18 protein-coding genes and 1 pseudogene are annotated in these 19,916 nt (G+C 72.1%); 6 read left to right on the forward strand and 13 right to left on the reverse strand.

All coding sequences use genetic code 11. From position 1 onward, the window contains the following. The first annotated feature begins 10 nt into the window (after window positions 1-10). Together ACZ7GZ_RS27780 and ACZ7GZ_RS27785 are read left to right on the forward strand one after the other, a co-directional pair. The gene (locus tag ACZ7GZ_RS27780) at window positions 11-1,948 is read left to right on the forward strand and encodes a fumarate reductase/succinate dehydrogenase flavoprotein subunit (RefSeq protein ID WP_471028229.1); all 1,938 of its coding nucleotides are present in this window, start codon (window positions 11-13) and stop codon (window positions 1,946-1,948) included. Next, window positions 1,945-2,715 carry a succinate dehydrogenase/fumarate reductase iron-sulfur subunit gene (locus ACZ7GZ_RS27785; protein WP_471028230.1) on the forward strand — a complete coding sequence of 257 codons (771 nt, stop codon included), beginning with the start codon at window positions 1,945-1,947 and terminating at the stop codon, window positions 2,713-2,715. Before ACZ7GZ_RS27780 ends, ACZ7GZ_RS27785 begins: the two co-directional genes overlap by 4 nt. Before the next feature lie 307 nt (window positions 2,716-3,022). Here ACZ7GZ_RS27785 and ACZ7GZ_RS27790 read toward each other — a convergent pair. Then, window positions 3,023-4,060 (reverse strand): annotated as a pseudogene (locus ACZ7GZ_RS27790) (glycoside hydrolase family 18 protein); the annotation flags it as partial. Window positions 4,061-4,140: 80 nt separating this feature from the next. Here ACZ7GZ_RS27790 and ACZ7GZ_RS27795 point away from each other — a divergent pair. Beyond that, window positions 4,141-5,715 (forward strand): hypothetical protein, encoded by a 1,575-nt coding sequence (locus ACZ7GZ_RS27795; RefSeq protein WP_471028232.1) that lies wholly within the window; start codon window positions 4,141-4,143, stop codon window positions 5,713-5,715. 78 nt (window positions 5,716-5,793) lie between these two features. Here ACZ7GZ_RS27795 and ACZ7GZ_RS27800 read toward each other — a convergent pair whose 3' ends face one another. From ACZ7GZ_RS27800 to ACZ7GZ_RS27820, 5 genes are all read right to left on the reverse strand, one after another. After that, window positions 5,794-8,379, reverse strand: a complete 2,586-nt coding sequence (locus ACZ7GZ_RS27800; RefSeq protein ID WP_471028233.1) for a SpoIIE family protein phosphatase — start codon at window positions 8,377-8,379, stop codon at window positions 5,794-5,796. 271 nt (window positions 8,380-8,650) lie between these two features. Then, entirely contained in the window at window positions 8,651-9,079 is a 429-nt protein-coding gene (locus tag ACZ7GZ_RS27805; RefSeq protein ID WP_471028235.1) for an ATP-binding protein, read from the reverse strand. A 100-nt stretch (window positions 9,080-9,179) separates the two neighbouring features. After that, window positions 9,180-9,590 (reverse strand): (deoxy)nucleoside triphosphate pyrophosphohydrolase, encoded by a 411-nt coding sequence (locus ACZ7GZ_RS27810; RefSeq protein WP_471028321.1) that lies wholly within the window; start codon window positions 9,588-9,590, stop codon window positions 9,180-9,182. Window positions 9,591-9,647: 57 nt separating this feature from the next. After that, window positions 9,648-9,839: an SPOR domain-containing protein gene (locus ACZ7GZ_RS27815; protein WP_471028238.1), complete on the reverse strand. Its 192-nt coding sequence runs from the start codon at window positions 9,837-9,839 to the stop codon at window positions 9,648-9,650. A 429-nt stretch (window positions 9,840-10,268) separates the two neighbouring features. Continuing rightward, complete coding sequence (locus ACZ7GZ_RS27820; RefSeq protein ID WP_471028241.1) at window positions 10,269-11,021, reverse strand: GntR family transcriptional regulator; 753 nt, start codon at window positions 11,019-11,021, stop codon at window positions 10,269-10,271. A 231-nt stretch (window positions 11,022-11,252) separates the two neighbouring features. On the opposite strand from ACZ7GZ_RS27820, the gene ACZ7GZ_RS27825 reads away from it, so the two are divergent. After that, on the forward strand, window positions 11,253-12,494 hold the full coding sequence (locus ACZ7GZ_RS27825) for a serpin family protein (RefSeq protein WP_471028242.1): 1,242 nt from the start codon (window positions 11,253-11,255) through the stop codon (window positions 12,492-12,494). Here the strand turns inward: ACZ7GZ_RS27825 and ACZ7GZ_RS27830 are convergent. After that, the gene (locus ACZ7GZ_RS27830) at window positions 12,457-12,897 is read right to left on the reverse strand and encodes a MarR family winged helix-turn-helix transcriptional regulator (RefSeq protein ID WP_471028244.1); all 441 of its coding nucleotides are present in this window, start codon (window positions 12,895-12,897) and stop codon (window positions 12,457-12,459) included. The genes ACZ7GZ_RS27825 and ACZ7GZ_RS27830 overlap by 38 nt on opposite strands. Window positions 12,898-13,014: 117 nt before the next feature. Between ACZ7GZ_RS27830 and ACZ7GZ_RS27835 the strand changes: the two genes are divergently transcribed. Both ACZ7GZ_RS27835 and ACZ7GZ_RS27840 read left to right on the forward strand, forming a co-directional pair. Then, a complete protein-coding gene (locus ACZ7GZ_RS27835; protein WP_471028245.1) occupies window positions 13,015-13,998 on the forward strand; it encodes an SMP-30/gluconolactonase/LRE family protein in 984 nt (327 codons plus the stop codon). Between the two features lie 40 nt (window positions 13,999-14,038). Continuing rightward, window positions 14,039-14,620 carry a Uma2 family endonuclease gene (locus tag ACZ7GZ_RS27840; protein WP_471028247.1) on the forward strand — a complete coding sequence of 194 codons (582 nt, stop codon included), beginning with the start codon at window positions 14,039-14,041 and terminating at the stop codon, window positions 14,618-14,620. Window positions 14,621-14,663: 43 nt separating this feature from the next. Here the strand turns inward: ACZ7GZ_RS27840 and ACZ7GZ_RS27845 are convergent, their stop codons facing one another. From ACZ7GZ_RS27845 to ACZ7GZ_RS27870, 6 genes are all read right to left on the reverse strand, one after another. Continuing rightward, window positions 14,664-16,121 (reverse strand): glycosyltransferase family 39 protein, encoded by a 1,458-nt coding sequence (locus tag ACZ7GZ_RS27845; protein WP_471028248.1) that lies wholly within the window; start codon window positions 16,119-16,121, stop codon window positions 14,664-14,666. Between the two features lie 12 nt (window positions 16,122-16,133). Further along, window positions 16,134-16,754, reverse strand: a complete 621-nt coding sequence (locus tag ACZ7GZ_RS27850; RefSeq protein WP_471028250.1) for a hypothetical protein — start codon at window positions 16,752-16,754, stop codon at window positions 16,134-16,136. Beyond that, window positions 16,754-17,980 (reverse strand): DUF7224 domain-containing protein, encoded by a 1,227-nt coding sequence (locus tag ACZ7GZ_RS27855; protein ID WP_471028324.1) that lies wholly within the window; start codon window positions 17,978-17,980, stop codon window positions 16,754-16,756. The genes ACZ7GZ_RS27850 and ACZ7GZ_RS27855 overlap by 1 nt, the downstream gene beginning before the upstream one ends. Window positions 17,981-18,036: 56 nt before the next feature. Then, window positions 18,037-18,825, reverse strand: a complete 789-nt coding sequence (locus ACZ7GZ_RS27860) for an ATP-binding cassette domain-containing protein (RefSeq protein WP_471028252.1) — start codon at window positions 18,823-18,825, stop codon at window positions 18,037-18,039. Window positions 18,826-18,878: 53 nt separating this feature from the next. Then, window positions 18,879-19,217, reverse strand: a complete 339-nt coding sequence (locus ACZ7GZ_RS27865; RefSeq protein WP_471028254.1) for a hypothetical protein — start codon at window positions 19,215-19,217, stop codon at window positions 18,879-18,881. 231 nt (window positions 19,218-19,448) lie between these two features. Next, window positions 19,449-19,886 (reverse strand): nuclear transport factor 2 family protein, encoded by a 438-nt coding sequence (locus tag ACZ7GZ_RS27870; RefSeq protein ID WP_471028256.1) that lies wholly within the window; start codon window positions 19,884-19,886, stop codon window positions 19,449-19,451. Window positions 19,887-19,916 lie beyond the last annotated feature (30 nt).

The following is a 19,916-nucleotide window of genomic DNA, read 5'->3' on the forward strand; positions in this document are numbered from 1 at the left end:
TACTGAGCTGATGTCCGTGGTCGACCGCCAGGAGTGGGACGTCGTCGTGGTCGGTGCCGGCGGCGCCGGACTGCGGGCCGCGATCGAGGCACGTGAGCGGGGCGCCCGTACGGCGGTGATCTGCAAGTCGCTGTTCGGCAAGGCGCACACCGTGATGGCCGAGGGCGGCATCGCGGCGGCGATGGCCAACGCCAACGAGCACGACAACTGGCAGGTCCACTTCCGCGACACCATGCGCGGCGGCAAGTTCCTCAACCAGTGGCGGATGGCCGAGCTGCACGCGCAGGAGGCCCCGGACCGGGTGTGGGAGCTGGAGACCTGGGGTGCGCTGTTCGACCGTACGAAGGACGGCCGGATCTCGCAGCGCAACTTCGGCGGCCACGAGTATCCGCGCCTCGCGCACGTCGGCGACCGTACGGGCCTGGAACTGATCCGCACCCTCCAGCAGAAGATCGTCGCCCTGCAGCAGGAGGACTTCAAGGAGACCGGGGACTACGAGTCCGGGCTGAAGGTCTTCCAGGAGTGCACCGTCACCCGCGTCCTGAAGGACGGGGAGCGTGTCTCCGGGGTCTTCGCCTACGACCGCGAGACCGGCCGTTTCTTCGTCCTCGAAGCCCCCGCCGTGGTGATCGCGACCGGTGGTATCGGCAAGTCCTTCAAGGTCACGTCGAACTCGTGGGAGTACACGGGCGACGGACACGCACTCGCGCTCCTCGCCGGGGCGCCGCTGCTGAACATGGAGTTCGTGCAGTTCCACCCGACGGGCATGGTCTGGCCGCCGTCGGTGAAGGGCATCCTCGTCACCGAGTCGGTGCGCGGCGACGGCGGGGTGCTCAGGAACTCCGAGGGCAAGCGGTTCATGTTCGACTACGTCCCGGACGTGTTCAAGGAGAAGTACGCCGAGTCGGAGGAGGAGGCCGACCGCTGGTACGACGACCCGGAGCACAACCGGCGCCCGCCCGAGCTGCTCCCCCGCGACGAGGTGGCCCGCGCGATCAACGCCGAGGTGAAGGCGGGCCGGGGTTCGCCGCACGGCGGGGTCTTCCTGGACGTGTCCACCCGGATGCCCGCCGAGGTGATCCGGCGCCGGCTGCCCTCCATGTACCACCAGTTCAAGGAGCTGGCGGACGTCGACATCACGGCGGAGGCGATGGAGGTCGGGCCGACCTGCCACTACGTGATGGGCGGCATCGCGGTCGACTCGGACACGGCGGCGGCGCGCGGCGTGCCGGGCCTGTACGCGGCCGGTGAGGTGGCGGGCGGCATGCACGGCTCCAACCGGCTCGGCGGCAACTCCCTCTCCGACCTGCTGGTCTTCGGGCGGCGGGCGGGCTGGCACGCGGCGCAGTACGCGCAGGGGCTGGCGTACCAGCGCCCGCCGGTGGACGACGCGCAGGTCAACACGGCCGCGGCGGAGGCGCTGCGCCCGTTCTCGGCGGAGACGGACCGGGAGGGCGAGGCGGGCCCGCCGGAGAACCCGTACACCCTGCACCAGGAACTCCAGCAGACCATGAACGACCTGGTCGGCATCATCCGCCGCGAGGGCGAGATGGAGCAGGCCCTGCACAAGCTCGGCGAGCTGCGCCTGCGGGCCCGCCGGGCCGGCGTGGAGGGCCACCGCCAGTTCAACCCCGGCTGGCACCTGGCCCTCGACCTCAGGAACATGCTGCTGGTCAGCGAGTGCGTGGCACGGGCCGCGCTGGAGCGCACCGAGTCGCGCGGCGGACACACCCGCGAGGACCATCCGACGATGGACCGCGCCTGGCGCAACGTGAACCTCCTGTGCGCCCTCACCGACCCCACCGGCGGCCTCGTGGCGACCGACCCCGGCCGCGGTCAGATCCGCCTCACCCGCGAGACCACCGAACCCATCCGCCCGGACCTGCTCGCCCTCTTCGAGAAGGAGGAGCTGGTCAAGTACCTCGCCGAAGAGGAGCTGTACGAGTGAGCAGCTACGAGGCCCGCTTCAAGGTGTGGCGGGGCGACGCACAGGGTGGTGGCCTGGAGGACTTCGAGGTCGAGGTCAACGACGGCGAGGTGGTCCTGGACATCGTCCACCGCCTCCAGGCCACCCAGGCGCCCGACCTGGCCGTGCGCTGGAACTGCAAGGCCGGCAAGTGCGGTTCGTGCTCGGCGGAGATCAACGGCCGCCCGCGGCTGATGTGCATGACCCGTATGTCGGTCTTCGACCGCGCGGAGACGATCACTGTGACTCCCCTGCGCGCCTTCCCGGTGATCCGCGATCTGGTGACGGACGTCGGCTTCAACTACCAGAAGGCGAGAGAGGTCCCGGCGTTCGTGCCACCGGCCGGCGTGGGGCCCGGCGAGTACCGGATGATGCAGGAGGACGTGGACCGCTCGCAGGAGTTCCGCAAGTGCATCGAGTGCTTCCTGTGCCAGGACACCTGCCACGTCGTCCGTGACCACGAGGAGAACAAGACCGCTTTCGCGGGCCCGCGCTTCCTGATGCGGATCGCCGAACTCGACATGCACCCGCTGGACGCGGCCGCCGAGACGGGCCTGGACCGCAAACGCACGGCGCAGGACGAACACGGCCTCGGCTACTGCAACATCACCAAGTGCTGCACGGAGGTCTGCCCCGAGGGCATCAGGATCACCGACAACGCCCTGATCCCGCTGAAGGAGCGGGCGGTCGACCGCAAGTACGACCCGCTGGTGTGGCTGGGCTCGAAGATCAGGAGGAGGTCTTCGTAGCGGAGCGTCCGGGACGCCGGGCCAGGAACTGGACGCCCATCCCGCCCAGGAACAGCATCCAGCCGGCGAGGGGCAGGGCGGACAGCCCCGCGTCGGCGAGCGGCCCCAGAAACATGAACAGGCCCAGCCCGAGCGCGGTCACCAGCGTCCCGTACCCCCACAGCCTTGGCCGCAGCACCCTGCGGCGGGCCAGGGGCGGCACCCAGTCCGTGGTGGCGGACGCGACACCGGCCGCCGCGAGCAGGGCCACGGCCGCCACGGCCGGCACCACCACGTACATGTGCATGCCGCTGGTCGTCCCGCCGGTGACCCAGTTCTCCTCGTACGCCCGCCAGTCCGCCTCCGTGGCCGCGAAGTCGACATACAGGGCGACGCCGAAACGGACGCGGTCGGGGTCGGTGCGGGACAGGCCCAGGCGGACACCGCGCACGGCGGCCGGGACGGTCTCCGCGTGGGCCCAGTGGCCGAAGCGGTTCTCGTGGTAGAAGGGCAGGCCCATGAGGAGGTCGGTGGTGTCCGGGGTGACCTCCAGGGCGAGGCTCGTCTGCTGGGCCACGTAGCCGCCGTAGAGGCTCTGCAGCGGCTGCATCGTGTCGTACGACATGACGGCGATCTGGTCCACGCGGCGGGCCACCTGCCCGAAGTAGGACTGCGACCACCACTTGGGGTGACCGGTGGTCGCGCCCCAGAAGGAGTGGAAGGCCGGGAGCGGGTCGATCTGGTGGGCGGCGACGGAGAGCAGCGCGTGGTGGGCGTGGGTGAGCGTGCGGAGGTCGTCGAGGAGGGCGAGGTAGTTCCTGTCGCCGGAGTGGAGGGGCTCCAGGTCGAAGTGGGCGCCCTGGAAGCCGGCGGCGAGGATCCGGCGGGTGGAGGCGAGGATCGCGGCGCGGGTGGCGGGCCGGTCCGGACGCAGCCCGTCGGGGCCCTCACTGGCCAGCTTGTCGCCGAGCCAGGCCTGGACGCGGACGCCGGGTGCCGCGCGGTGCAGGGCCGTGGTCAGCCAACGGGCTTTGGCGTAGGACGCCTTGGGGAGGGTGCCGTCATGTTCCAGGGGGCCTGCGTGGACGTACAGGTCCCGGATGCCGGTGGTCTTCAGGCGCCGGGCGAGGGTCTGGACGTCGCGGTCGGTCTTACGGCCGTCCACCCAGGCGTGGCCCAGCCAGAGGGCGTCCTGGTGGCGGGTGGTGGTGCCGGGTTGCGGGGTGCCGGTGCAGTTGATGCGAAGGGCCGCTTCGGCGGTGAGGAGGGGGAGGAGCAGGAGGGTGAGTACGGCGAGGGCGCAGCGCAGTGCGCGGCGGCGTCGCCGTCCGGCCGGTGCGCCGGCCGCCGTTCCTTCGGTGTCCATTTCTGTCCCCTGTCCTTCTCTTCCCCCACCCGTATCCCTTCCGCTCGCGAAGGCGTCTACCTGCCCATACGCTCCGAAATGTGACGTCCTCCCTGATCCGGGGCCGGCCCCGGCGTGCCACGGCGCACATACCGGTGCGGGTGGCGCATGCCGTGCTGGGTGCCGCGGTCGGGGCCGGGTGGCTGGTGTTGCCGGTGATGACGGTCGGCACACAGGATCCGGTTCCCGTGGCGCCCGCCGGCACGGTCGCGAGCGCCGCCGCGCCGCAGCAGGACGAGACGTCCGCCGCCGATCTCGTCCTGCCCCTCGCCGCGGGGGTCGCGGCCGTGGGGCTGGCCGGATACGGCTATCTGCGCCGCACCCGCCGCGCCCGCACCCGTACGACCCCCGGGATCGTCTCCGTCGCCCCGCCCGCCCCCACCCCGGCCGACTTCGAGCGCCAGGCTCGCGCGGCACTGGTCCTGGCCGACGACTGCGTACGGACCAGCCGTGAGGAACTCGCCGTCGTCCAGCGGCAGTTCGGGGAGGCCGCGACCGAACCCCTCGCGCACGCCCTGCGGGCCGCCGAGACCGAGCTGACGGCCGCGTGCGCGATCTGGCGGCGGTACGCGCAGGGGACACCGAAGGACGCGGCGGCGCGGCGGCAGGCGCTGGTCGGCGTGGTCGGCCGGTGCGCGGAGGCGGGACGCCGGCTGGACACGAAGGCCCCCGAGCTGGACCGGCTGCGGGAACTGGACGGGCCGGGGGCGGCCGGGGCGCTGGAGCCGGCCGAGCGGCGGTTCCGGCAGCTGACGGGGCGCACGGTGGCCGCGCAGGACACCCTGGCGGAGCTGCACGAGCGGTACACCGCCTCGGCCGTCGGGCCGGTCACCGGGTACGTCGAACAGGCCAAGGACCGGCTGGTGTTCGCCACCGTCCGGCTCAACGAGGCCCGTCAGGCGGCCGACGCGGGCGACGGCGGACGAGCCGCCGGGCAGCTGCGCGCCGCCGAGGGCGCGGTGGCCCAGGCCGAGGTCCTGGTGACCGGGGTGGAACGGCTCGCGGCCGGGCTCCGGGAGGCCGCGGAGCTGGTGCCGGCCGCGCTGACCGGCGCGGAGGCGGAGATCGCGGCGGCCCGGAAGGGTGGCGTGCGGGGGTCGCTGACCAGCGGTGAGCTGCACGCGCGGCTGGCCCACGCGGACGGCGTGCTGGCCGCCGTACGGGAGGAGCGGACGGCGGGCCCGTACGACCCGCTGGACGCCCTGCGCCGGATCGCCCGGGCCGTGGAGCGGCTGGACACCGGCCACTGGGGCGCACCGGCCGCGGCGGCGCTGCTCGTGGCGAGGGGTTCCGTCGCCGGGGCGGAGGAGTTCGTCACCGTGCACCGGGGCGCGGTGGGCCCGGAGGCACGGGTTCTCCTGGCGGAGGCGGCACGGGAGCTGGGCGCGGGCCGCGCCGGCCAGGCCGACGCCCTCGCCCGCGAGTCCCGGGACCTGGCGGAACGGGACGTACGAGCACACGGCAACCCGTACACGGGCGTCGGCGGTGACGCGCCGGGACTGTCCGGTGCGGTCCTGGGCGGTGTGCTCCTGGCCGAGGACCAGGACGGGGGTCCGCCGGCCGGCTACGGCGGCCCGGAAACAAGAGGCCGCCACGGCTTGCGGCCGCACGCGTAACCAACGGGACCCGGCCGGGGCCGACGCGCGCGGCGGGTCCGCGGGCGCGTCGGGGGCGGAGCCCCCGGGGGGCCCGGGTCAGAAGAGGCTCAGCAGGGCCTCCGCCGGGTCGGTCAGCCCCGCTTCGCCACCGGGCAACGGCAACTCGAACCACACCGTCTTGCCGCGAGGCGTCCTGCGGGAGCCCCACGCCGCGCTCAGCAACCCGACCAGCTGCAACCCCCGGCCCCCCTCGTCCGTGTCCCGGGCCCTTCGCCGCCGAGGCTGCACCAGGCCGGAGTCCCACACCTCGCAGACCAGTGTGCGGTCCAGCAGCAGCCGGAGCCGGATGTCCCCCTCCCCGTACCGCAGCGCGTTGGTGACCAGCTCGCTGACGAGCAGCTCCGCCGTGTCGACCAGGGGCTCCAGATCCCAGTTCAGCAGCTGCGCCCGGGCGTACTCCCGCGCCCGCCCCACACTCCGCGGCTCGCGCGGCAGCGTCCAGTCGCCGACGGAATCGGCCGGCAGCCCCTGCACCCTCGCCATCAGCAGCGCGATGTCGTCCTCGCCGTGGTGGGTGTCGAGGGTGCTCAGGACGTGGTCGCAGACGTCCTCCAGAGGGCGGGAGGGGTCGGTGAGCGCCCCGACGAAGGCCTGGAGCCCCTCGTCCAGGGGGTGGTCGCGGGACTCGACCAGGCCGTCCGTGTAGAGAGCCAGCAGTGCGCCCTCGGGCAGCTCGACCTCGACCTCCTCGAAGGGCTCGCCGCCCACGCCGAGCGGCATGCCGGGCGGCACGTCCAGCATCAGTGCGGCCTCGCCGGGCTCGACCAGCACCGGCGGCAGATGGCCGGCGTTGGCGAACGTACAGCGTCTGGTGACGGAGTCGTACACCGCGTACACACAGGTCGCGAGGTACACCTCGGACAGGTCGGCGTCCCGGGGCTGGCGCGCCGTACGCGTGGCCTGCTGGACGCCCGGGGTACCGAGCCCCCGGGCGATCTCGTCCAACGCCGAGAGCACCTCGGCCGGTTCGAGGTCCAGCAGGGCCAGTGTCCGTACCGCGGTGCGGAGTTCGCCCATCGCGACCGCCGCCCGCAGGCCCCGCCCCATCACGTCGCCCACGACCAACGCCGTACGGTGCCCCGGCAGTTCGATCACATCGAACCAGTCGCCGCCCACCTCGGTGGCCGCGTTGCCGGGCAGATAGCGGCAGGCGATGTCCAGCCCGGAGGCCTCGGGGTCGCCCGGCGGCAACAGCGAACGCTGCAGTATCAGCGCCCGCTCGTGTTCCCGGCGGTACAGGCGCGCGTTGTCGATGCAGACGGCGGCGCGCGCGGCCAGCTCCACCGCCAGCTCCCGGTCACGGTCGCCGAACGGCTCGCTGCCCTTGGTGCGGGCGAACTGGGCGAGGCCGACGACCGTGTCGTGGGCGACCATCGGCACGGCCAGCGTGGACTGCACCAGGCCGCCCTCCTCCGCGGGCACCCGCTGCGGCCGGGCGGTGCGCAGGGCGTCCGCACAGGGCGAGTTGAAGGGGAAATGGTGGACCGCGCCGACCTCGACGGACTCGCCGGAGCTGGTGAAGGGGACGCCGGCGACCGCGCTCGCGAAGGCGACGCGGCGCAGTTCGGCACTGCCGTCGGCGAGGCCGGGCGGGGTCTCGTCGCCGGCGAGCAGGCCCTGGTAGAGGTCGACGGTGGCGAGGTCGCAGAAGCCGGGGACGACGACGTCGAGCAGTTCCCGGGCCGTGGTCTCCAGGTCGAGGGAGTTCCCTATGCGGGCGCCGGCCTCGTTGAGCAGGGCGAGGTTGCGCCGGGCGGCGGCGGCCTCGCGGGCGGCGGCCCGGCGGGCGGTGATGTCGGTGCCGAGCCAGGCGATACCGATGGGCCGGCCGCTGCCGCTGTGCACGCGGTAGAGGTTGACGGACCAGTGCCGGCGTTCCTCGGAGCCGGGGACGTACCCCGTGACATGCATGTCGGTGATGGACTCACCGGACTGCAGCACCCGGCGCAGCGTGGCCGAAACCCGCTCGGCCTCACCGCGCGGCAGATAGTCGTGCACGCCCTTGCCCCGGTGGTCGTCGGGGGTCCCGCCGAAGACGGAGGCGAACCGCTCGTTGGCCCGACGTACCGTCAGATCGTCGTCGATCAGCAGGAATCCGAAGGGAGACTGCCCGAAAATCGCCTGCGAGGCGGCGAGATCGGTCTCGATGCTGCGCAGGGTCCGCACGTCCACGACGATGCAGACGGCCGCCCTGTCGCCCTCGCCGGTCCGGGTGGGCATGACGTAGACCTCGGCGAGGCCGTCCTCGCCGCGCGTGCCGTCCGCCTTGTCCGGCATACGGAAGGGCACGACCCCGGTCCACTCCCGCCCGTCGAGGATTTCGGCCATCTTGCGCTGGCCGCGCTCGCGCAGGTCGGGGTCGATGAAGGCCTCTATGGGGTCCATGCCGACGGCGCGTGCGGCGGGGATGCCGAAGAGCTGCTCGGCGCGCAGGCTCCACTGGTCGACCAGTCCGCCGGGGCCGATGGAGAAGGACGCGACCTTGATGTAGTCGTAGATCGAACCGGGCGGACTGCTCTGCCACATGGCGTCGCCGGGAGCCGCGGCAGTCTCCGCGGCCTGGTGCCTCGCGCCGTCCGACGGGTCCTCGGACTCCGTGGCCTTCGCTGGTATCCCGCTCACGCGAACCGTCCCCTCCAGCTCACCGCGTCCGGCACCGGTCACCGGGGGCGGCTGCCCGCAGTATCCAGCACTACGGTGCCGCACGACACGGTGTTCACGATCACAGCTCGGTCCAGATGTTTTTCGGACCGGTCCGTGACAACACTTCCAGTCTTCTAACCAGGGAACACGCCCTCGAATCACGCACCGCAGGACCGGCCGCGCGCCCGGAGCGCACGGTGGGCGGACCACCGCCGGCCGTACACCCCCGTGCCCCCCGGATGCTTCCGGCTCACCCCGGCACCGCCAGTTCGAACCAGACGGTCTTTCCGCTCGCGCCGGGCCGGGTGCCCCAGCGGCGCGAGGAGCCGGCGACCAGTTGCAGCCCGCGCCCGCTCTCGTCCTCGTCGCGGGCGACGCGCTCGCGCGGCGGGTCGGGCAGCGGGTCGGAGACCTCTACCCGCAGGGTGTCGGCCGGCCCGCCGGGGCGTACGAGCCGTACGCCGATGGGACCGGTGGCATGCCGCAGCGAGTTGGTGACCAGCTCGCTGACCAGCAAGGCGGTGAGGTCGGCGAGGCAGTCGAGGCCCCAGCCGTGCAACTTCCCGCGGACCGCGGCGCGTGCGGTGCGGACGGCGCCCGGCTCCGCGGGAAAGGTCCACTCGACGCAGTCGCCATCAGTGTCGATCACGCCGATCACTTCCCAGGCCAGCGAGCCCACCCATGTCCGGTTTCATGGGGTTAATGGGCACATACCCGATATCCCGTGGGCAGTACCGCGCGGGAGGGCGCACTGTGGCACGAACGGCGTATCGGGGGGCTCAGCGGATGCCCTGGGTGAGCCGGGGGGCGACTTCGCGAACGGCGGGGACGTCCTGGTCCAGCCAGGGCACGTCCCAGACCTCGGCCGGGGCGAGCCAGCGCAGCTCGTCATGGTCCTGGAGGGGCCGGGGCGCGGGTGAGCCGGGGAGCAGGCGGGCGGTCCACACCTGCAGGACGTACGGTGCCCGCAGCGGCCACTGGCCCGGCACGCGCTCGACCGGTTCGGCGTCGATGCCCAGTTCCTCGCGGAGTTCACGCACCAGGGCGCCTTCGGGCCGCTCGCCCGTCTCGACCTTGCCGCCGGGCAGCTCCCAACGGCCCGCCAGGTCGGCGGGGGCACTACGGCGCGCGGCTAGCAGCCGGCCGCCGTCGAGCAGGGCCGCTCCCACCACCACGATCCGGTCCGTCATGGGTGTCTTGGGTGTCGTGGGCGTCATGGGGCGGAGCCTACGGGAGGCGCCGCGCGGTCAGTTCCGGGCGCCGTCCCCGTTCTGGCCGATGCGCTCGACCCAGTACAGCTGTTTGTGGCCCTGGTCGTCGAGGCTGTCGGCGATCTTCTGCGCCTCGGCGCGGGTCGCGTACCGTCCGACGCGATAGCGATTGCCGTTGTCGTCCTGCCGTATCACGAGCCAGGGCAGCGAGACCGTCCCCTCACTCATGGCCCCCACCACCCGCGCCGCTCCTTCTCGCACCGCCCCACCACCCGCTTCCCGTCCCGGGCCCCCGCCGAGCCCCGCCTAAGGAAACCGCAATCCGCATATGCCCGAGCGTACGCCCAACCTTCACGCAGCGAATACGCCTTTTCACAAAGAGGTACGCAACCAGCCAGAACGCCGGGGGCGCACGGGAGCGAACGCGCCGTCGTGAACACCCCCGTCGTGCGTCGTGGGCATACCCGAGTGACCCTTGTTCACCTGGGAATACGGCCGGATTACAGCGGCCGGTCGGCCCCGGCCGGGGCCGCGTCACCGGAGCGTCAGGGCGCGAAGGGCGCCCGGGGTGTGCGCTACCTCACTCGCAGGGCGTGCGCACCCGCCCGGGAATCCGGGCGCCACTTCACGGCGGACGGCCCCACCGGCCGCCCGCCGTCACTTCACGGGCAGGTGGTACGCCACCCGGTACCGGTCGGCCGGGATCACCACGTCGGCGGTCTCCACCGGGCGGCCGGAGGCGTAGTACGTGCGCTGGACGACCACGACCACATGGCCGGGGACACCACCGAGGACGTGCAGTTCCTCGGCGAGGCCGGGGCGGGCGCCGACCTCCTCGGTGACGTTGTCCACGATGACGTCGATGGCGCGCATGCGCTCGACCACGCCCATGCCACCGAGCGGGCCTTCCTCGGGCAGCATCACGGGGGTGCGGCCGGTGACGGCGAGGGGCTCCCAGGAGGTGGAGAGCATCATCGGCTCGCCGGCCTCCCGGAACAGGTACTTCGTGCGCATGACCCGGTCGCCGGCCCGGATCGCGAGCCGCTCGGCGATGGCGGTCCCGGCCTCGGCCTGTTCACTGCTGGACTCCCAGGTCCCGCGCACCGAGGCGTCGGCCTGCTCCTGCCGGAAGGGCGTGGCGCCGCCGGCCGGGCGGTACCCGGAGCGGGCCACCCGGCGGGGCACGGGCCGCTCGCGCACATACGTCCCGGAGCCGGACCGGCCCTCGACCAGCCCCTCGGCCATCAGCACCTTGCGGGCCTCCAGCGCGACCGTGTCCGAGACGCCGTACTCCTCGCGGATGCGGGCCTGGGAGGGCAGCCGGGTGTGGGGCGGCAGTGAACCGTCGACGATCTTCTTGCGGAGATCACCCGCGACACGCAGGTACGCCGGCTGCTCACCGAAAGTCACTGGCCGCTCCCATCAGGTTGTACAGACAGCAACAGCCTGGCAACCCTGGGTTGTATCGTGCAAGCAAAGGCCAGAGAATCACTCGATGTGATGACATGGGGCGCGCGGGGGCTTTACCCAGGCACTTTCTCCCCCGTATAGATGCGCTCACACCTGTGGGGGCCGGGGGCGGAGGTACGGATACCGGTACCGTGCTCCTGGGGCGGACGCGCGCAGTGGAACGGGGGCGGAATGAGGGTGGCGACCCTGACCGGGGGCCGGGTGGGCGGCGAGGTCGTACGGGCGGTGAACGGTCTCACCAGGCGGTGGGCGGCGACCGCGCGGAACGGCACGGTCTTCTCGGCGGCCGGGGTCTGGCCTCTGCTGGCCTTCCTGGCCGACGGCGCGACGGGCCCGGCGCGGACGGAGCTCGGCGAGGCCCTCGGCCTGCCGGCGGACCAGGCGGCCCCGGCGGCACGGGAGTTGCTGGGGGCCCTGGGGGCGGTGTCCGGTGTGGACGCGGCACTCGGCCTGTGGACGCACCATGCGCTCGCCCTGCGCGAGGAGTGGCGGGCGGGGCTGCCCGCCGGGACGTACGGGGTGTTCGGGGACGACCTCGTCACCGCGCAGGAGCGGCTGGACGCCTGGGCGGCCGACCGGACCGGCGGGCTGGTCGAGCGCATGCCGGTGACGCTGACCCGGGACGCGCGGCTGGTGCTGGCCAGCGCCCTCGCGCTGCGCACGACCTGGCGGCAGCCCTTCACGGAGCTGCCGCTCAGGCCCGACGCCGGCCCCTGGCAGGGGCGCACACTGCGCGGGCTGCACCGCCGGAGCGTACGGCCGGACCGGGTGGGGGTGACGGGCACGCCGGACGGCTTCGTCACCGCGCTCACGGTGCCCGGCGACAACGGCCTGGACGTCCATCTGCTGCTCGGCGAGGAACGCATGACGCCGGGTCAGGTGCTCGCGGCCGGTGTGTCCGTCGTGGAGCGGGCACTGCCGCTCACCGGGGGCGGCTCGCTGCCACCGGGGCATGTGGGGCCGGGGCTGTACGTGGAACGACAGCCGGCCGTCGAGCCGGCCCCGCCGGCGCTGGACGTGCGGACGGTGGTGTACGAGGTGCGCGCCGACCACGATCTGCGAGCCCTGTCGGACCTCTTCGGCCTGACGGCGGCGTCGGACACCCGGGCCGGCCACTTCCCGGGGGTGAGCGCCCAGCCGCTGGCCGTCGGAGAGGCCCGCCAGTCGGCCGTGGCCCAGTTCGGCGCGCTCGGCTTCCGGGCGGCGGCGGTGACGGCCGTGATGGCGGCGCCGGGCAGCGCGCCGCCGCAGTTCCGCTACGAGTCCACGGTCGTCCGGGCCGTCTTCGACCGTCCCTTCGGCTTCCTCGCCGTCGACCGCGAGTCCCGGCTGGTGCTGGCGGCGGGCTGGGTGACGGATCCGGCGCCGGAGCCCGTCATGAGCTTCCCGGGCGCTGTTCCTCCAGCACTCTGACGCAGCGCGCGAGCAGCCCGGTCAGGGCGTCCCGCTCCGCGTCGGTGAACTCCGCGGCGAGGGCCCGCTCGACGCGCACGGCGGAGGTGTCGGCGTCGGCGAGTACGGCACGGCCCTCGTCCGTGAGCCGGGTCTCCAGGACGTTCTTGTGCCACTCGTGCGGGCTGCGGGTGATCAGGTCGCGGTCCTGGAGGTTCTTCAGAACCGTGTTCATGGTCGGCGGGGTGACCCCGCACAGCCGGGCCAGGGCCGCCGCGGAGATGCCGGGGTGGGCGGAGAGGTGGAGCAGCGCGGCGTACTGGGCGACGGTCAGGCCCGCGGGCTTCAGGACCGCCGCCTTGGTCGCGTTGAGGGCTTGCTCGGCCCGCTTGAGGTGGGAGCCGAGGCGCTCGGACGCGGGCATGGAGGTCACCCGGCCACATTAATGCCTGGGCGAGGATTAATACGCTGGCGATGATTAGAGCTCTAATATAGGTTCGCAGTCGTCATCCAGTGAGTAGCCGAATCGAGAGGCACTGCCGTGTCCCGTTCGATCCACCGCCGTACCTTCCTGACCGGTGCCGCCGCGGCGGCCGTGGCCGTCGCCGCGCCCACGGCGGGCGCGGCCACCGGTCCGCGGATCTCCACCGCCTTCACCCTGCCCGGCGAGCGCGCCTACCCCGAGGGCATCACCCTCGACCCGCGCACGGGCGACGCGTACGTCGGCTCCTTCACGACCGGCGCGGTCTACCGCGCCGCGGCCGGCAGCCGCGCCGCCGAGGTCTTCCTGCCGGCGGGCGCCGACGGCCGGACCACCGCCAACGGCCTGAAGTGCGACCGGACGGGCCGGCTGTGGGTCACCGACCACACCACCGGGATCGACGTCTACGACCTGGACGACCGCTCCCTGCTGGCCCGATTCGCGATACCGGACGGCGCCGCGCACTTCCTGAACGACCTCGTGGTCACCGCGGACGGCACGGCCTACGCCACCGACAGCGTGCGTCCGGTGATCTACCGCGTCACCCCGGCCGACCTGGCCCGCGCCCGCGGCGGGCGCGCGCCGCTGACCGCGTACTACGACCTGAGCAGCGCCGTACCCGCACACGCGCCGGACGCCTACACCCTCAACGGCATCGTCGCCGACCCCGCCGGACGCCTGCTGTTCGCCGTCGACATGACCGGCGGCGGCCTGTACCGGGTCGGCGTGGCCGACGGCTCCGTGCGCCAAGTGACTCTGCAGGGGGGTGACTTGAAGCACGGCGACGGCCTGGAGCTGGCCCACGGCACCCTGTGGGCCGCCCACAACGCGACCAACACCCTCACCCGCTGGCACCTCTCCCCCGACGGCACCAGGGCCCGCCTGACCCGCACCCTGACCACCCCCGCCCTGCAGATCCCCACCACCCTGGCCCGCGACCACCACGGCCTCCTCGTCGTCCGCTCCCAGTTCGACAAGGGCGGGCCGATGGGCGAGGGGGTGCCCGAGACGCCGTTCACCGTGGCGCGGGTGACGGGGATGTGATCTCGTGGCCGGGGCCTTGCCGAGTCGCTACGGTTGAGCCATGACCGCACTGCCCGACTGGATGCGCCCACCGCGCGATGAAGGCTGGTTCGCGGAGGACCTGGACCGCCTCCCCGAGGCGCCCCGCCACACCGAGCTGATCGATGGAGCTCTCGTCTTCATGATGTCGCCGCAGCGGTCCTGGCACGGCCGCCTCGTCACCGCACTCACCACCACGCTGGAAGCCGCCAGGCCCGCTGGGTTCGAGATCGAACGGGAGATGACGATCCGCCTCGACGAGCGCAACCGCCCGGAGCCGGACCTGCTGGTGACGACCGCACCCTATGAGCCGGACCGCACCTGGTACGCGCCAGAAGAAGTGCAGCTGGTCATCGAGGTCGTCTCCCCCGAGTCCGCGCACCGCGACCGCACCGTCAAGCTGCGCAAGTACGCGGCGGCCGGCATCCCGCACTACTGGTGCATCGAGGAGGAGAACGGCGCTCCCGTCGTCCACGTCTACGAGCTGGACGAACCGACCGGGACCTATGCGCCCGCCGGTATCTTCCGGGGCGCCCTGACGCGTCCGGTGCCGTTCGAGATCAGCCTGGACCTCGACAAGCTCCTCCCGTCGCGGGACACCTGAACCAAGGCGGCCCGCAGACGGAAGGCGGGCGGGCGGTACGGGGTCACCGTCCGGCTCGGCCGCGTCGTTCGTACACCGTCACCCGCCGGCCACGGACCTGCTCGTCCGCCACCGGGGTGAAGTACTTCCTCAGCACGGAGAGCTTCACACTGTCCCGCTGCGCCGTCACCGGCCTTGCCACCTCCGTGGCGTCCGTGACCAGAAGGATCCGCCTCTCGGCCAGCATCGCCGTCCGGATCCGGGCCGGGCCGGCCTCCTCGCCCTTCAGCGTCCCGGACGCCACCGGGCTCTCCACCAGCGCGATGTCCCGCAGGCCGGTGAAGGCGTCGGGGGACACCAGCGCGGTGTCCCGTCGGGCCGCCGGTACGAAGAGCGTCGCGTCCCCGGTCTCCTTCAGGCGCCGCACGTCCGCCGCCACTGCCAGGACGTCGTCCACGCGGCTCGACGGGGACCGCTTGGCCAGCGACTGCGGGAGCAGCGCCACGAACGCCACGATGACCGCCACGGGGACGAGCCACCTCGACGCTCTCGGGAACCGTGGGGTGGCCGCCCGTACCGCCGAGCCCAGGGCCGCACCGATCAGAAGCGCCAGACCCAGCAGGCAGAACAGCACGTACCTGTCCACGAACAGGGGCTTGACCAGCGAGATGCCGATCAGGGCGAGTTGCGGCACCGCGAGCAGGGGCAGCCCGACGGCCGCCGCCGACAGCCGCCCTGCCGGGGGCCGGTCCAGCAGGGCTCCGAGGCCGCCGATGGCCAGGAGGACCGCCGGGCCGATCAGCATGTGCCAGGTCAGCGGCGGTATCCACGCTATCTGGTCGGACTGGCTGCGGCTGAAAAGAACCAACGGCAGATCGCCCGCCACGGCGACCACCGCGACGGCCGTCCAGCGCACCCACACGCCCCGCCCGCGCCGTGTCCACAGCAGAGTCGCCGCGTGCGCGGGCAGGATCAGCAATGACAGCCAGTTCAACAACCCGCACGCGAGGACCGTTCCGGCGTACGCCGCCCAGCCGACCGCCCGGCCGCGCCCTTCCAGCAGGGTCACCAACAGCAGGGTCGAGATCCCGGCCCCGGCCGCCACCAGCGCGTACGGGCGGCCCTCCTGGAGATAGAACTGCACGGAGGGAAGCAGCCCGAGCGCCAGCCCTGCTCCCAGGCCCGCCCACGCCCCGGCGAGCCGGTGGCCCAGGGCGGCCACGCAGGCCGCCGCCACCGCCATCGCCAGCACGGAGGGCAGCCGCAGGGTGGTGGTGCTGGGCCCGAACCATGCGAAGAGTGCGTGCATCAGCAGGTAGTAGAGCCCGTGCACGGCGTCGACGTGCCCCAGCATGTGCCAGATGTCGGCCACAGAGCGTCGGGCCACCTGCCAGGTCGCGGCCTCGTCCCGCCACACGCTGTGCTGCCGGGAAAGCCCCCACAGGCCGAGGGCGAGGGTCCACAGCATCGCGACCGGCCAGACGGGAAGAGCGCGCCGGGCAACGGATATGGCAGAGGTCATGGGGTCCAGGTCTTACGGGTGGCGGCGGACGGGATGCAGAAGAGCGCGCACCCGCCAGGGAGTGGCGGCCGTCAACAGGACACCGAGCGACAGGCAGAGGGCGGCGGTGCACCAGCTGACGGGGTCCGGGGCAGGGGCAGCCGTCCAGTCCCACCAGGCGCCGTCGCTCAGCCAGATGAGCGGAAAGACCGAGGCGACCGGCAACACCCACGCCAGGCTCCAGCCGATCACCCGTGCGGAAACCCGGGCGAGACCGAACCAGACCAGCATCGAGCGGACGAAGCAGACTCCCGTGTGCGCCCCTGCGGCCAGCCCTTGGACGGCGAACGAGCAAAGGCCCGCGACGACGGTGAGGGCCAGCACATAGGCACCGAGCAGGCGGAAGTAGCGCGGCCCGGCGGCCCGCTCGTACGCATCCATGGTGCTGGTGCCGGCCGCCGCCAGGAAGACACCCGACAGCAGGGGCAGATCACGCCTGAACGGGATACCGGTGGTGACTCCGTCGTCCAGGGAGGGCAGCGGTATCTCGAAACCGCCCAGGAAGGCCGAGAGCAGCGCTACCAGGGTGACCCCGGCCAGGATCGGCCAGAAACGGTGCAGGCGCGCGAAGCGTATGAGCGCGGTGACCTGCATCAGGGGCTGCAACCACTCTTGCGGAGAACCCTGAACTGCTGGTCGGTCCACTTCCGTTGTGCGGATTCGGACATGCGGACGGCGGCGGCGGCATCGGCCTGGGCCTGCGAGACACCGCTCATGGACAGACCCGCGTCGGCGACGCCCGGGTCTTCCGCCATCGCCCTGTATTCGAGCCACAGGGTGACCCGGTCCTTGGCCAGCTGCCAGGAGTCGCGCCGCGCGGCAGGCGGTCGGCACTTCGGGAACGAGGTGTAGAAGACGCTGTTCGACATGGCGATGGCCGCGGTGCGTACGTGCCCTTCCGTGACATCGAACCCGTCGTCACCCATCGACGTGGGCGCCAGCCCGTATTCACTCATGCGGTGGGGCATTTTGATCCACGGCTGAGGAATGCGCGAGACATGGCCGGCCATGCTCACGAGGTCGGCGAGGTATTTGCGGTGCTCGGGCCACACGCAGACGCGGGAGGAGCCCGCGGCGACCTTCCCGCAGAGCGGCTGAACGGCCGTGGCGGGCCGCTCGACCCGAACCTCACCGGCCGCCGGGAGGGCGACCAGGGCCAAGGCCGCACCGGCCGCGGGGACGATGACGGAGAGGCGCTGGACACCGGAGGGGGACCAACGCCGAAGCCGGCCGCCGGCCGTGTGCGGCCGGGGTAGCGTCACCGCGAGGACCGTCAGTGCGGCGGCGAACGCGAAGCGCACGGCGAGGGGCTGGAAACGCAGCATCTGGTCCGGCGTACCGGAGAGGACGAACAGGCCGAGGTGCTGGCCGACCCCCATCATGACGACGAAGCCGCCCAAGGCGCAGACCACCGGCGTGAACGCGGGGGACGGCGACCAGCGGCCGGCCAGGTGGCCGACGGCGGCGAAGAGGATCAGCGTGTTGGCGCCCATCAGGACGTAGGACGGCCAGAGGAAGCCAGGGCCCGCGTCGGACAGCGACACCGCCCCGGCGACCAGGCAGCCGACGGCATAGGCGGTGAAACCGAGGGTGAGCGTGGCCGCCAGCCGTGCGCCCTCGACACGCCACCCCGGGCGCGCTGCCGCCAGCAGCGACTCCGGCATCTGCGCGCGGGAGGCCCGTCCGGCCTGCCAGGCGGCGACCGCGGCCAGGACCGGTCCCAGGAAGAGGGTCACCACTTGCGCGGCGGCGCTGGCCTCGGGCCATACGCCCATCCAGTACCGGGTGCGTCCGAAGAGCACCACCAGGTCGACACCGATGAGAACGGGCAATGCGGTGAGAACAGGAGAGCGGCGCAACTCCATACGGAAAATGCTCAGCATGCTGTACCCGCTTCGCTGACTCGGGTCCCCAGCTTGGTCATGTATCCGCGTTCCAGAGGACTGTCCCCGGGGGCGGCCGGATCGGCCTCGTCGGCCAGCTGCGCCGGCGTGCCGCGGTAGATCGCCTTGCCGTCCCGCAGTACGACGACGCTGTCACAGGCGGCACTGACGTCTTCGACCAGGTGTGTGCTCAGGACGATGGCGGCACCCTGCCCCGACAGATTGCGGATCAGGCTGCGGAATTCCAGTCGCTGCGCGGGATCGAGGCCCACCGTCGGCTCGTCGAGCAGGATGAGTTTCGGCGAACCCACGATCGCGCTGGCGATGCCCGCCCTGCGCAGCATCCCCCCGGACAGCGACTTCATCTTGTGCCGGGCCCGGTCCGTGAGACCCACCGCGCTCAGGGCGTGATCCGTGGCCCGGCCCGCGTCCTTCTCCGGGACCTCGCGCAACCAGGCGCAGTAACGCACGAAGTCACCGACGGAGAAAGCGGGGTAATAACCGAAGTCCTGCGGCAGGTAACCGATGTCGCGCCGAGCCGTACGGGCTTCCCTCTCTCCGGTGACCGCGGCACCGAAAAGCTCAAGAGACCCCGAGAGCGGAGGCGTCACCGCACTGAGGGTACGGAACAGGGTCGTCTTGCCCGCACCGTTCGGCCCCAACAGGCCTGTGATGCCGGGCGTGATGGTCAGGTCGAGCTTGTCAATGACCAGTCTGTCCCCGTACCCCTGCGAAAGGGCAGTCAGCGTGGCGATAGCCCTGTCAGGCATCAAGTTCTCCAAACGCCTTGTGGGGCAGGAATGGCTCCTGCCCCACAAGTTGAGACGGACGACGACTAGACAGTGACGCGCGTCTTGTTGATCTTAAACGTGCACTCGTAGGAGCTTATCTTGCCGACGTAACCCCACTTGGCGTGGGCGAACTTCTGCTCGTCCAGCTCGTTGTTGCAGTCGTACGTCACGAGATACGAGTCGGCCGGAGCGTACGCGTGGTCGCAGTAGGCGTGACCGGAGGTGCTGTACCAGTACCCACGGCATCCGTACGTCCAGTGGCTCTCCGCGGAGGCGCTCGCCGACGGCCCGGCCATCGAGAACGCCGCCGTGGCCAGCGCCGCCACGACCGCCGCCTTCCCGATGGTCTTCGTCAGGCTCCCCTTTGCGATCCCCGTCTTCATTTTTCCCCTCAAGGTCAGGCACACCCGCCCGTCTCACCACCGAGACAGGCACAAACATCGAGACCTTAGGAATCATTCAGGCCAAGAACAAGATCATTTCCGGCCGTACGGATACCGCCAGCTGGCTCAAACTCACCCTTACGGGTGAACCCATTCCGGCACAATCAGGGCGATATCCGCCCAAATCCTGGGCCAGCACCGGGACGAGTCCGAGCCGGCACCCGCCCGTTTTCAGCTCTCGATCAGGCGCCGGAACTCGACCGTGTCGAAGATGTCCTCCATGCGGACCGCCAGCCCGTCCCGCAACACCCAGGAGTGGACGAACGACAGGGTCGCCGAGGTGCCGCGCACCGAGGTCACCTCGCGCACGCCGAACACCGCCACCCGGTCGCCGTCGGCCACGAACTCCCGGGGCTCCAGGCGCATCCCGCCGACCACGGCGGGGACACGGGCCAGGAACTCCCTGACGCCCGCGTGCCCCCGCTTGGTGCCGCCGAGCCCGTAGTCGGCCATCCCGTCCGGATGCACCCACTCCAGCTGGGGGTCCAGTGTCTGCAGCAGCGCGTCCACGTCGCGCGCCCGGAAGGCGTCGTAGGCGCGCCGGATCAGCCGCAGATTGCGCTCGGTCGTCGCCGTGGCCGTCGCCGTCGTCGTTGTCTCTGTTGTCATCGTTGCTGTCGGCATGCCGTCGGTCCCTTG

Source organism: Streptomyces sp. NPDC037288 (genome assembly GCF_055603265.1).

What these genes read in the sequence shown, in the direction of transcription:
- ACZ7GZ_RS27825 (WP_471028242.1), top strand. Translation starts at nt 11,253, where the DNA reads ATGAGGGTGGCGACCCTGACCGGGGGCCGGGTGGGCGGCGAGGTCGTA.
- ACZ7GZ_RS27865 (WP_471028254.1), bottom strand. Translation starts at nt 19,217, where the DNA reads ATGAAGACGGGGATCGCAAAGGGGAGCCTGACGAAGACCATCGGGAAG.
- ACZ7GZ_RS27840 (WP_471028247.1), top strand. Translation starts at nt 14,039, where the DNA reads ATGACCGCACTGCCCGACTGGATGCGCCCACCGCGCGATGAAGGCTGG.
- ACZ7GZ_RS27870 (WP_471028256.1), bottom strand. Translation starts at nt 19,886, where the DNA reads ATGACAACAGAGACAACGACGACGGCGACGGCCACGGCGACGACCGAG.
- ACZ7GZ_RS27810 (WP_471028321.1), bottom strand. Translation starts at nt 9,590, where the DNA reads ATGACGGACCGGATCGTGGTGGTGGGAGCGGCCCTGCTCGACGGCGGC.
- ACZ7GZ_RS27830 (WP_471028244.1), bottom strand. Translation starts at nt 12,897, where the DNA reads ATGCCCGCGTCCGAGCGCCTCGGCTCCCACCTCAAGCGGGCCGAGCAA.
- ACZ7GZ_RS27815 (WP_471028238.1), bottom strand. Translation starts at nt 9,839, where the DNA reads ATGAGTGAGGGGACGGTCTCGCTGCCCTGGCTCGTGATACGGCAGGAC.
- ACZ7GZ_RS27850 (WP_471028250.1), bottom strand. Translation starts at nt 16,754, where the DNA reads ATGCAGGTCACCGCGCTCATACGCTTCGCGCGCCTGCACCGTTTCTGG.
- ACZ7GZ_RS27845 (WP_471028248.1), bottom strand. Translation starts at nt 16,121, where the DNA reads ATGACCTCTGCCATATCCGTTGCCCGGCGCGCTCTTCCCGTCTGGCCG.
- ACZ7GZ_RS27780 (WP_471028229.1), top strand. Translation starts at nt 11, where the DNA reads ATGTCCGTGGTCGACCGCCAGGAGTGGGACGTCGTCGTGGTCGGTGCC.